Annotated in this window: 9 protein-coding genes; 4 read left to right on the top strand and 5 right to left on the bottom strand. The window is 71.8% G+C overall.

Annotated features, from left to right (window positions below; all coding sequences use genetic code 11):
- Window positions 1-172: 172 nt before the first annotated feature.
- Window positions 173-1,519, bottom strand: a complete 1,347-nt coding sequence (glmM, locus tag INT49_RS06215; RefSeq protein WP_193116840.1) for a phosphoglucosamine mutase — start codon at window positions 1,517-1,519, stop codon at window positions 173-175.
- A gap of 142 nt (window positions 1,520-1,661) precedes the next feature.
- Here glmM and INT49_RS06210 point away from each other — a divergent pair, with 142 nt between their 5' ends.
- Window positions 1,662-5,015 carry a DEAD/DEAH box helicase gene (locus INT49_RS06210; RefSeq protein WP_193116839.1) on the top strand — a complete coding sequence of 1,118 codons (3,354 nt, stop codon included), beginning with the start codon at window positions 1,662-1,664 and terminating at the stop codon, window positions 5,013-5,015.
- On the opposite strand, the gene INT49_RS06205 is transcribed toward INT49_RS06210, so the two are convergent.
- From INT49_RS06205 to truA, 4 genes are all read right to left on the bottom strand, one after another.
- Window positions 5,008-6,318 (bottom strand): CoA transferase, encoded by a 1,311-nt coding sequence (locus tag INT49_RS06205; protein ID WP_193116838.1) that lies wholly within the window; start codon window positions 6,316-6,318, stop codon window positions 5,008-5,010. The genes INT49_RS06210 and INT49_RS06205 overlap by 8 nt on opposite strands.
- 148 nt (window positions 6,319-6,466) lie before the next feature.
- On the bottom strand, window positions 6,467-6,979 hold the full coding sequence (gene rpsI, locus INT49_RS06200) for a 30S ribosomal protein S9 (RefSeq protein ID WP_193116837.1): 513 nt from the start codon (window positions 6,977-6,979) through the stop codon (window positions 6,467-6,469).
- A 50-nt stretch (window positions 6,980-7,029) separates the two neighbouring features.
- Window positions 7,030-7,473, bottom strand: coding sequence for a 50S ribosomal protein L13 (gene rplM / locus INT49_RS06195; RefSeq protein WP_193116836.1), 444 nt, complete (start codon window positions 7,471-7,473; stop codon window positions 7,030-7,032).
- 349 nt (window positions 7,474-7,822) lie between these two features.
- On the bottom strand, window positions 7,823-8,818 hold the full coding sequence (gene truA, locus INT49_RS06190; RefSeq protein ID WP_226849821.1) for a tRNA pseudouridine(38-40) synthase TruA: 996 nt from the start codon (window positions 8,816-8,818) through the stop codon (window positions 7,823-7,825).
- Between the two features lie 199 nt (window positions 8,819-9,017).
- Here truA and INT49_RS06185 point away from each other — a divergent pair, with 199 nt between their 5' ends.
- From INT49_RS06185 to INT49_RS06175, 3 genes are all read left to right on the top strand, one after another.
- A complete protein-coding gene (locus INT49_RS06185; protein WP_193116835.1) occupies window positions 9,018-9,857 on the top strand; it encodes a 5'-3' exonuclease in 840 nt (279 codons plus the stop codon).
- 80 nt (window positions 9,858-9,937) lie between these two features.
- Window positions 9,938-11,293, top strand: a complete 1,356-nt coding sequence (gene purD / locus INT49_RS06180) for a phosphoribosylamine--glycine ligase (RefSeq protein ID WP_193116834.1) — start codon at window positions 9,938-9,940, stop codon at window positions 11,291-11,293.
- Window positions 11,290-12,207: a phosphoribosylaminoimidazolesuccinocarboxamide synthase gene (locus INT49_RS06175; RefSeq protein WP_193116833.1), complete on the top strand. Its 918-nt coding sequence runs from the start codon at window positions 11,290-11,292 to the stop codon at window positions 12,205-12,207. Before purD ends, INT49_RS06175 begins: the two co-directional genes overlap by 4 nt.
- Window positions 12,208-12,292 lie beyond the last annotated feature (85 nt).

Raw genomic sequence — 12,292 nt, 5'->3', positions numbered from 1 at the left:
CGGTCGCGGACGATCGTGGCCACGCGCTAGCGGGTCACAGACCCGCGCGGTCGCGGGTCAGAGCCCCACGCGGTCGCGGGTCAGAGCCCCACGCGGTCGCGGGTCAGAGCCCCACGCGGTCGCGGGTCAGAGCCCCACGCGGTCGCGGGTCAGAGCCCCACGCGGTCGCGGGTCAGAGCCCCACGCGGTCGCGGACGACGGTGGCCAGGCGCTCGGCGATCGTGGACGCCGTCTCGTCGGACGGAGCCTCGACCATGACGCGCACGACGGGCTCGGTGCCGGAGGGGCGCAGCAGCACCCGGCCGGTCTCCCCCAGCTCCTGCTCGGCGGCTTCGATCGCGTCGGCGACTCCGCGGTCGATGGTGGCCTTGGCCTTGTCGACGTTCTTCACGTTGATCAGGGCCTGCGGGAGGCGGGTCATGACGTCGGCGAGCTCGCGGGAGGTGCGGCCGGTCTCGGCCATCCGCTGCAGCAGGTGCAGGGCGGTCAGCTCGCCGTCGCCGGTGGTGGCGTGCTCGGCGATGATGACGTGGCCGGACTGCTCGCCGCCGATGGAGAATCCGCCGAGGTTCATCTCCTCGAGGACGTAGCGGTCCCCGACCCCGGTCTGGCCGAGGTGGATGCCGTGCTCGCGCATGGCGAGCTTGAGTCCGAGGTTGCTCATCACGGTGACCACGAGGGTGTCCTCGTGGAGGCGGCCGCGCTCCTTGAGGTCGAGCGCGAGGATGCCCATGATCTGGTCGCCGTCGATGATGTCGCCGTTCGCGTCGACCGCGAGGCAGCGGTCGGCGTCGCCGTCGAAGGCCACGCCGATGTCGGCGCCGTGGGCGCGCACGGCGTCCTGGAGCGGGCCGAGGTGCGTGGAGCCCACGCCGTCGTTGATGAGGCCGCCGTCGCTGCGGTCGCCGATCACGTGCACGGTCGCGCCGGCGCGGCTCAGGGCCAGCGGTCCGGTGACGCTCGCGGCGCCGTTGGCGCAGTCGGCGACCACGGTGAGGCCCTCGAGGGAACGGTCCAGGGTGCCCACGAGGTGCTGGACGTAGGCCTCGATCGCGCCGTCGTACGCGGTGATCGTGCCGACGTCGGTCCCCTGCGGGCGCTCCCACTCCTCCCCGAGGCGCGCCTCGATGGCGTCCTCGACCTCGTCGGGCAGCTTGGTGCCGCCGCGCGCGAAGAACTTGATGCCGTTGTCCGGGTGGGGGTTGTGGGAGGCGGAGATCATCACGCCGAGGTCCGCCCCGGTGGACTGCACGAGGAACGCGAGGCCGGGGGTGGGCAGCAGGCCTGCGTCCTCCACGTCGACCCCCGCGGAGGCGAGCCCGGCGCACACGGCGGCGGAGAGGAAGTCGCCGGAGGGACGCGGGTCGCGGGCGACGATGGCGCGCGGGCGGGAGCCGTTGAAGGCGCCCAGGGTGCCCAGCACGTGGGCCGCACCCACGGAGAGCTCGACCGCGAGCTCCGCGGTGATGTCGTCGTTCGCGCGTCCGCGCACTCCATCGGTTCCGAACAGTCGTGCCACAGGGTTCTCCTCATGAGCAGGGGTTGCATCGTCCTGGCGGGGCCGCGAAAGGTGCGATCCGGGCCGGACTTTCGCTGTGAGACTACCCGCTGAGGGGGCGTCGACCCGTCACCGGTGGGCTGTCGACGATACTTTGGGAGCTATGCCTGATCCTGTCCTGCTCCCCCGTCTGCTGCCGTCGGCCATCAGCCACCACGTCGGTGACCGATCCGCCGGGCGCGGGCTGCACCGCGCACGGGCCGGTCGGGTCGAGGGCCTCGCCTGGGATCCCGACACCTCGATGGTCTCGGCGACGGTCACGGACGACGCGGGCACCGTGCAGCGATCACAGGCGCTGCTGGACGAGTACGCGGAGGATTCCGTCTCGCGGCGCTTCCTGCCGTCGGCCCCCGGAGGGCTCTGGCGACCGCGGGGATCGCAGTGCAGCTGCCCCGCCGACGGCAGCTGCGAGCACGTCGCCGCGATGCTCTACCGGCTCAACGACCTCGGGGACCGCGCCGAGAAGTCCGCTCCCCCGGCGGAATGGCGCAGCGTGCTGCGGCCCCTGCTGACCTCGGGGAGCTCGGGCGGCACGAGCTCAGCGGACGGTTCCGCGCCGACAGGTTCAGCCGGTGCCGCGGGCACGGCTCCGCGACCGCTGGCGATCCGCTTCGATCTCGAGGCCGGCGCCCCGGGCACAGGGGCATCGCGCCAGAGCCGCGAGCCCGCCACGGCGGCGGACCTCGAATCCGGTGCCGACCTGTGGCTGGGTCTGCGCCCGCTCACCCGTGGCCGCAAGGGCACCTGGATCAAGGGCGAGCTCTCCTGGCGAAGCTTCGAGGGGCGGCTGCTGGGACGCGAGTACGACGCGGTGCAGGCCGAGGCGCTCACCCGTGTCTTCGCCTCGGCCTCCACCGAGCGCTCCTACTCCAGCGGTGCGATCGACCACCTCTGGGTGAACACGATCACCTCGCCGCTGCTGTGGCAGTCCCTGGTCCACGCTCGCGACGCCGGCATCGAGTTCCTCCCCGGCTCCGGGCTGACCTCGATCACCCTGCTCGGCAGCGCCGATGCGAGCCTGGACCTGCAGGTGGCCGACGAGTCCCAGGATCTCGAGGTGCGCCCCCGCATCGACCTCGAGGGCGAGCGTGCCCCGGGGGCCCGGCTGCTGGGCGCAGCCGGGGTACTCGACGTCGAACCGCACGGCGCCGATGCCCTCGCCGCGCGCATCGCCCCGCTCGGGAACCCCGTGCCGCGGGCGCTGCGCACCCTCCTCCAGCGCCGCCGCCCGTTGCGCGTCCCTGCCGCGGACCGCGAGGCGTTCCTCGAGATCGCCTACCCTCAGCTGCGCTCCCTCACCACCGTGACCAGCCTCGACGGGAGCGTTCCCCTGCCGGCGGCGCGTCGCCCCACCCTGCGGCTCACCGCCTCCTACGCCTCCGGGGACCGACTCACCCTGCGCTGGTCGTGGCACTACCACGACCCCGACCGGATCCTGCCGATCGATCAGCGCCAGGGCGCGCACCGCGACGTCGCGCACGAGGAGGAGGTGATCGCAGCCGCCATGACGCTCTGGCCGACGGCCGGCTCCGAGTCCCCTGATCTGCTCAGCGGCCCCGACACCGCCCTCTTCTCCGAGCACGTGCTCGACAAGCTGGACGAGATGGATCACGTCGAGACCGAGGTGGTCGGCACCCGCCACGAGTATCGCGAGCTCGACGGCGCCCCGAAGGTGCGGGTCACCCAGCAGGCCTCCCCGGGGAAGCACGACTGGTTCGACCTCGGCTTCGAGGTCACCATCGAGGGCCGCACGATCCCCTTCCCCTCGCTGTTCATCGCCCTCGCCCGCGGCCGCAGCACGCTGCTGATGCCGGACAAGACGTACTTCTCCCTCGAGCATCCCGCCTTCGACAGCCTGCGCGAGCTGATCCGTGAGGGCGAGGCGCTCGCCGAATGGGAGCCTGAGCGCCAGAGCATCAGCCGCTTCCAGGTCGAGATGTGGAACGACCTCGAGGAGATGGCCGACGAGGTCGACGAGAGCGCCGACTGGGATCGCACCGTCGGCCGCCTGGCGGAGCTGCCGCGTGCTGCCGCGCCCGCCCTCCCGGCCGGACTGGACGCGGACCTGCGCCCCTATCAGCACGACGGCTTCGCCTGGCTGGCCGCGCTGTTCTCGCTCCGGCTCGGCGGCGTGCTCGCCGACGACATGGGCCTGGGCAAGACGATCCAGACCCTCGCGCTGATCGCCCATGCCCGCGCCGCCGACCTGGACGCGCCGCCGTTCCTGGTGGTCGCACCGTCCTCGGTGCTGCCGGTGTGGCGGCGCGAGGCGGAACGCTTCACGCCCTCCCTGGACGTGCGGATGCTGGACCGCACCAGCGCGAAGCGCTCGACCGATCTCGCCTCCCAGCTCGCCGGGGCGGACGTGGTGGTCACGAGCTATGCCGTGCTGAGGATCGACGAGGAGCTCTTCGCCGCGCAGACCTTCCAGGGCTTCGTGCTCGACGAGGCGCAGTTCGTGAAGAACCGCCGCTCCCGCACCCACCGGGCCGCCAAGGGCGTCCGCGCCGATTTCCGTCTGGCGATCACGGGCACCCCGATGGAGAACTCCCTGGACGATCTGTGGTCGATCTTCGACCTGGTGGCCCCCGGGCTGCTGGGCGGCGCGAACGGATTCCGGCAGCGGTACACGATGCCGATCGAGACCGGGGAGCACCCGGACCGCATGGAGCTGCTGCGCCGGCGCGTGCGGCCCTTCCTGCTGCGTCGCACCAAGGAGCTCGTCGCCACCGAGCTGCCGCCGAAGCACGAAGAGGTGCTCACGGTGACGCTCGGCCAGGAGCATCGTGCCGTCTACGACTCCGTGCTCCAGCGTGAGCGCAAGAAGGTCCTCGGTCTCATCGAGACGGATCTGGACCGGCAGCGGTTCGTCGTGTTCCGCTCCCTGACCCTGCTGCGGATGATGGCGATCGATCCGTCGCTGGTGGATGCGGAGGCCTACGCCGACGTGCCCAGCTCGAAGCTCGAGGCCCTGTTCGACCGGCTCGAGGAGGTGGTCGGGGACGGCCACCGCGTGCTGCTGTTCAGCCAGTTCACCTCCTACCTGGATCGGGTCGCCGCAGAGCTCTCCGCACGTGGCGTCGGCTATGCGCATCTGGATGGTTCGACCAGGGACCGCGACGGTGCCGTGTCCGGGTTCCGCGAGGGCGACGCGCCCGTCTTCCTCATCTCCCTCAAGGCGGGCGGCTTCGGCCTGACCCTGACCGAGGCCGACTATGTGTTCCTGCTGGACCCGTGGTGGAACCCCGCCGCCGAGGCGCAGGCCGTGGACCGTGCGCACCGGATCGGCCAGGACCGCCAGGTCATGGTGTACCGGATGGTCGCCGAGGACACGATCGAGGAGAAGGTGCTGGCGCTGCAGCAGCGCAAGGCCGAGCTGTTCGACGCCTTCACCGACGGCGGGGAGGCCTTCCGCTCCGCCGTCACGGCCGACGACATCCGCGAGCTGCTCAGCTGACCCCGTCCTTCCAGGCGAGCGGCGAGGCGGCGTAGACGCCGACGGGCAGCTCGAGGGTGGAGCCGTCGATCCGCAGCAGCGGCGGCACGGCGTCCAGGCGCAGGGCGCCCGACGTCGTGGCCACGAGCGGGACGGCCAGCTCCGCCGCCAGCTCAGCAGGGGGCTCCGGAGCCTCGAGCAGCGTGCGGGCGGCGCCGAGCAGGCTGAGATGGATCGTCGCGGCCCGGGACCGCGCCAGGGCGGTCAGCACCTGCGCCGCCAGGAGGTGGCCGGTGGCGTGATCGAGAGCCTGGACCGGCAGAGCTCCGGGCCGACCGTCCGCGCCGCAGGCGTCGGCGATCCCGGTGGCGGCCTGCACGATGGAGTCGAAGCCGGGCCTGTTCCCCCAGGGCCCGATCTCACCCCAGGCCGAGAGGGAGACGAGGACGGCGGTGGGGGCGAGCTCCTCGAGGTCCTCGGTGCCCAGACCGTGCGCTGCCAGCGCTCCGGGTCGGTAGCCGTCGAGGACCACATCGGCCCCGGCGGCGAGGGCCCTCACCTGCTCGGCGCTCTCGCGCAGGTCCACCTCGGCGGAGCGTTTGCCCATCCCGGTGGACAGGTGCTGGTCCAGGATCTCGGGACGCTGCGGCGGATCGATCCGCAGCACGTCGGCCCCGAGGGCGGCGAGCAGCTGGGACCCCGTCGGCCCGGCGATCACGCGGGTCAGGTCGAGCACCCGCACGCCGCGCAGCAGGCCCGGCGAGGCCGGTCCACGGCCTGCGGCGGGCACCCCGCCTGCCGCGCTCACGCCGCCGATCCTCCCGAGATCAGGCCGCTCACCACGGTCCGCGACGTCCGCCCAGGGGGCGTCCGACATCGCCCGGGACTGCGGGTGCCGCTGCCACTCCTCGCGGGTGCGCACGGCCACCGCGATGCCACCGGCGGCAGCGATCTGCTCCTCGATCTCGGCGGCGTCGCGTCGGGCGCACTCGCGCTCCAGGCCCGCACGGTCCTCGATCCCGAGCACGGAGCGGATCACGGCGGCGTGGTGGGGATAGTTGCCGTGCAGACGCACCCAACCGTCCCGCGCGGCGACGACGCCGGACAGCTTCGCCCAGGCGGCAGGCGCCCGGCCGTCGACCCGGAGGTGATCGACTGCGGCGAAGGAGGCGGCGACGAGCTCGGGCGTGGTATCGATCGCGAGGTCGAGACCACGAGCGACGGCGAGCTCCCCGGCGGCGTCACGGGCCGCGGTGACAGCGGACCACGCCAGGCGCTCGACATCGAACGGCCCCTCCCACCAGCGACGCGGCATCGGCTCCATGGCGGAAGCCTATCGGGAGCTCATCCCTCGTCGGCCGCCGTGAGGACGAGCGGGCCCACGCCCGCCGAACACGACGATGCCCCCGACCCGGAGGTCGAGGGCATCGTGCATCACGCAGGAAGGGTGCGGAGCAGTGCTCCGCGACCGATCAGCGCTTGGAGTACTGCGGAGCCTTGCGGGCCTTCTTCAGACCGGCCTTCTTGCGCTCGATGATGCGCGGGTCGCGCTTCAGGAAGCCGGCCTTCTTGAGGGTGGCGCGGTTGGCCTCCTCATCGATCTGGTTCAGCGCGCGGGACACACCGAGGCGCACGGCGCCGGCCTGTCCGGACGGGCCGCCGCCGTGGAGGCGGACCCAGACGTCGAAGCGTCCCTGGAGATCGAGGACCGTGAACGGGTCGTTGATCTCCTGCTGGTGCAGCTTGTTCGGGAAGTAGTCATCGATGGCGCGGCCATTGATGATCCACTGGCCGGAGCCGGGGACCAGGCGCACGCGGGCGATGGCCTGCTTGCGACGGCCGGTGCCGTAGCCCGGCTCGATCGCCGACTGGCCGCCGCCGACGGCGGACTCGCCGGTCGACTCGGTGGTGAAGCTCGAGGGAGCGGACTCGTCGGTCACGGTCTCGAGGTTCTCGGTGGTATCGGGGGTGGTGGTCTCAGTCACGGTTCTCCTTGGTTCGTCCGTGCGGCAGGGCGGAGTGGCGGGGCACCCGCTTACTGCGCCACCTGATCAATGGTGAAGGGGACGGGCTGCTGAGCGGTGTGGGGGTGCTCGGCGCCCGAGTAGATCTTCAGCTTCTTGATCTGCTGATCAGCAAGCTTGTTCTTGGGGAGCATGCCTCGGATGGCCTTCTCCACAGCGCGCTCGGGGTTCTTCTCGAGCAGCTCGGAGTAAGGGACGCTCCGGAGACCGCCGGGGTAACCGGAGTGGCGGTACGCCAGCTTGGCGTCCCGCTTGTTGCCGGTCAGGGCGACCTTGTCAGCGTTGATGATGATTACGAAGTCGCCTGCATCCACGTGGGGTGCGAAGACCGGCTTGTGCTTACCGCGGAGGAGCTGTGCAGCCTGGGAAGCGAGCCGGCCGAGGACGACATCGTTTGCGTCAATGACGTACCAGGAACGCTCGACATCGCCGGGCTTCGGGGTGAACGTACGCACTCGTGCCTTCTTCTCTCGTCATGGTGCCCGGGCGGCAGATCGCCGACCAGGCACGGTTCGATGGACCGTGGGCACGCTTCCTTCGGGTAAAAGCATGGCCCTGTTGCTGCACCCGGACCGCTCCGCTGACTATGCGACGGCGGTCCTGGATGTGTGTGAGATGCCCTGACGCGCCGGACGTGAGCGAACGGCTGCGGGTTGGGCACACATCGAGGCACAACGACCGCTAACAATAGTTCGCGCACGGAGCCAGCGTCAACGCGGCGAGGGCCGACTGGGTGTGATCTCCGGCTCCCGTCCGTCGCTCGCCAGGCACTCATCCGACGCCGGTGGCGGGCCCGCTGTGCACTCAGACCCGTCGGGCCCGTGCGATCGCGGCGCGCGCGGCGAGCTCCTCGTCGGGCGGGTAGGCCACATGGTCGAGCGTGAGGCCCTGAGGCGGGCAGATCGGTGCGGACCCGGTGCCGTCGCGGGTCGCCGCAGCCCGGGTGCGGGCCGCGAGGACGCCGGCGGGCCAATCGATGTCGCGCCGTCCCTCGCCCACGCCGATCATGGCACCCACCAGGGAGCGCACCATGTGATGGCAGAAGGCGTCCGCGATGACGGTCGCGACGATCAGTCCTTCGTCGGCGCGCCCTGCGCCCGGGCGCTCCCAGCTCAGCTCCCGCAGCGTGCGGATGGTCGTCGCGCCCTCGCGCGGGCGGCAGAAGGAGAGGAAGTCGTGCTCGCCCAGCAGGGTGCGGCTGGCGCGGTTCATCGCCTCGACATCGAGGGGACGGCGGTGACGCAGCACGTCCCGGCGCAACGGGTCATGCGTGGCCGGGCCGTCGGAGAGCCGATAGCGATACCGGCGCCACAGGGCTCCGAAGCGGGCATCGAACTCCAGCGGGACCTCGCGGGCGGCGTGCACGACGATGTCGCGGGGCAGAACCCCCGCGAGCCGGGTCACGAGCGCCTCCTCGGGCCGACGGTCCGAACGCCCCGGCAAGGTGGCGAGGATCGAGCGCGGCACGTCGAGATGGCAGACCTGGCCGCGGGCGTGGACGCCGGAGTCGGTGCGGCCGGCGACGGTGACGCGCAGCGGCACGCGGGCGATCTGTGCCAGGGCCCTCTCGAGCTCGCCCTCCACGGTGGGATGCCCCGGCTGCGCGGCCCAGCCGTGGTACCCGGTGCCGTCATAGGAGAGGTCCAGCCGCAGCCTCGCGGTCGTCGCCGGATCGGCGCTCCGTCGTACCACCTGTCCGGACCCCAGGTCATCGGCCCCCGTCGGGACGGTCCACTCCACCGGGGTCGCGGGATCCACCGGGGTCGCGGACGCGGCAGGGTCCGAGGGAACAGCAGGCATGGCCCTGATCGTAGCGGTGGGCACCCGAAGTCAGTGTCGGCGGTCGACTGACGTCCGTGGCGCTAGGCGCGGCACTGCGCCCGAGCTAGGCTGGTCTCACATTTTCTGGCCCAGGCGGTTCGCTGCCGACGGTGCCGGACCCCGGCGTCAGCACGTCTGACGCGCCCGGGTAGGACGACTATCCCTACCGGAGCGCGCCATGACCCCACAGACCATCGCCTACGTCGACGGAGCCCAGATGCTCTACCGGGCCGAGTTCGGGTTCCCGACCCGGATACGCACCCGCCGTGGACAGGACATCACCGGCACCTTCGGCTTTCTCGCCCTGATGAGACAGGCCCTGCACCGCTCACCTGTCGCACCCACCGATGCGCTCGTGATCTTCGATGCGGACGCCCGGTCTCCACGCACGCAGCTCGACGCCCGGTACCGCGCTGAGCGCCGAGCCGAGCCCCCGGACAGCCCGAGCAACCCGTTCCGTCACCTGCCTGCCATCCTGCGCGCCCTCAACCATTGGGGGATCACCCACGTCACCCATGACGCTTCTGAGGCCGACGATGTGATCGCGACCCTCGTGGATCGCGATCGCGTCGCGGGCCGCCGATCCATCGTGATCAGCAGGGATAAGGACTTCCATCAACTTCTGCAGGGCGCCGTCCACCAATGGGACTCTGCGCAGGGCCTGCGCCGCGGATGGATCACGGAGAACACCGTGGTCGAGCGATACGGGATCCACCCTTCACGCTGGTGCGACTATGTCGCTCTCGTCGGCGATCGCGCGGACGGTATGCCCGGGGTCCGTGGGGTGGGCCCGGTCACCGCGCGACGACTCCTGGATGAGAACCGCTCGCTCGACGACATCAGCCAGGAGCTCTCCCCCGCCGACCACCTCGATGCGCTCCGCCAACGCGGTCTCCATCGCCTGGATCGACAGGTTCCCCTGCCCGCAACAGCACCGTCTCCACTTCCGGTCGACGGGTTGCTCCGGGCTGCAGCCGTGCTGGAGGCCTTGTCGCTCTGGGACGCCCCGTACCCCTGAGGAACCGTGTTCCGATGACCCGGAATGCCGGAGTGCGGGCACTTCTCCGGCGACGGTGGCCCGCTCGGTACCCTGACCGCGTGAAGATCCTCGTCATCGGTTCCGGAGGCCGCGAGCACGCGATCATTCGTCGTCTCGCCGCCGACCGCCCCGCCCCTGAGCTCCATGCTGCTCCCGGCAATCCCGGGATCGCGCAGCTCGCCACCTGCCACGACATCTCCGTCGATGACCTCGACGGCCAGGTGCGGCTCTCCCAGGAACTGGCCCCCGATCTCGTCGTGGTCGGCCCCGAGGCCCCGCTGGTCGCGGGCAGCGCGGACCGGCTGCGGGAGGCGGGCTTCGCGGTGTTCGGCCCGTCGGCCGCCGCCGCGGTCCTCGAGGGCTCGAAGTCGTGGGCGAAGGAGATCATGGCGGCGGCCGGCGTGCCGACCGCCGCCTCCGTGACCGTGACCGCGCCCGACCAGCTCGACGCGGGACTGGACCGCGTGAACCCGCTCGGCGATGTGCCGTTCGTGGTCAAGGCCGACGGCCTCGCCGCCGGCAAGGGCGTCGTGGTCACCTCCGATCGCGCGGCCGCCGTCGAGCACGGCGAGGCGGTCCTGGACGCCGGCGGTTCCGTGGTGCTCGAGGAGTACCTCGACGGCCCCGAGGTGTCGCTGTTCTGCGTGAGCGACGGGACCCGCGTGGTCCCCCTCGCCCCGGCCCAGGACTTCAAGCGGGCCCTGGACGACGACGAGGGCCCCAACACCGGCGGCATGGGTGCCTACTCGCCGCTCCCCTGGGCGCCCGAGGGACTGGTCGACGAGGTCATCGGCACGGTCGCCCAGCCCACGATCGACGAGCTCGCGGCCCGCGGCATCCCCTTCGTCGGAGTGCTGTACTGCGGCCTGGCGATCACCTCGCGCGGCATGCGCGTGGTGGAGTTCAACGCCCGCTTCGGCGATCCCGAGACGCAGGTCGTGCTCGAGCGACTGGCCTCCCCCTTCGCCCCGCTGCTGCTCGCCGCAGCCCAGGGTGACCTGAGCACCGTGCCGGCGCCGCAGTGGCACGATGCCGCCGCCGTGACCGTGGTGGTCGCCTGCTCCGGATATCCCGCCGCAGCCCGCACCGGTGACGTGATCGCCGGGATCGACGCCGCCGAGATGCTCGGCACGCACGTGATCCATGCCGGCACGGCCCGCCGCACCGAGGACGGCGCCCTGCTCAGCAGCGGCGGCCGGGTGCTGTCCGTCGTCGCCTCCGGCGCGGACCTCGAGGAGGCTCGTGTCCTCGCCCTCGCAGGCGCCGAGGCGATCGCCCTCGAAGGGTGCCAGCACCGCCACGACATCGCCCGCACCGCCGCTCGGGACGCCCGGGACGCGCTGAGCGCGTCGAGCGCGCAGCACAGTCCCGACGCGCACCCGGCGCCCACCCTCGACGACGGAGCCCCCGCATGAGCACCACCACCGCCTCTCCCCTGATCGAGGCCCCCGATCTCCCGGGATGGGACCACGTCGTCTCCGGGAAGGTCCGCGAGCTGTATGTCCCCGCGGGCACCGACCCGTCGGCCGCCACCGAGGTGCTCGTGGTCGCGACGGACCGCATCAGCGCCTACGACCACTCCCTCCGGCCCGGCATCCCGGACAAGGGCCGGGTGCTCACGGCGATCAGCACGTTCTGGTTCGAGCAGCTGGCGGACATCGTCCCGAACCATGTGATCTCGGCGAGCGATGTGCCGCAGGCCGTCACCGGGCGGGCGCTGCGCTGCCAGGGCCTGGACATGGTGCCGCTGGAATGCATCGCCCGCGGCTATCTCACCGGATCGGGTCTGGCCGACTACCGCGCCGGCGGCTCCGTCGGCGGCCACGTGCTGCCCGGCGGCCTGGTGGACGCCTCGCGCCTGGACCCCGCGATCTTCACGCCGTCCACCAAAGCCGAGGCGGGCGAGCACGACGAGAACATCACCGTCGCCCAGGCCCGCGACCTGCTGGGGCCCGAGCTCACGGACGATCTGGAGGAGCTCACCCTCGCCGCGTACGAGAAGGCGCGGACGATCGCCGCTGAGCGCGGCATCCTGCTGGCCGACACCAAGTTCGAGTTCGGCCACTCGCGCGTCGACGGCACCCTGATGCTCGGCGATGAGGTGCTCACCCCTGATTCGAGCCGTTTCTGGTCCGCGGACACCTACGTCGAGGGCCGCACCCAGCCCAGCCTGGACAAGCAGTTCGTGCGGGACTGGCTGACCTCACGTGCCTCGGGCTGGCACAAGGGCTCGAACACGCCTCCTCCGGAGCTGCCCGCCGAGGTCATCGACCAGACCCGGGCCCGCTACGTCCAGGCCTACGAGCGGCTCACCGGCCGGACCTTCTGACCGGGTCCGCACCGCAGACCCCCTGGCCGAGACGCCGGGCCCCGGGCCCGCCCCGCGACGACCGATGCCCACGGGCTCCGGTGCG

This window comes from Brachybacterium tyrofermentans, assembly GCF_014897585.1.
Lineage (GTDB): Bacteria > Actinomycetota > Actinomycetes > Actinomycetales > Dermabacteraceae > Brachybacterium > Brachybacterium tyrofermentans.
This window is presented reverse-complemented; position numbering and strand designations above follow the sequence as displayed.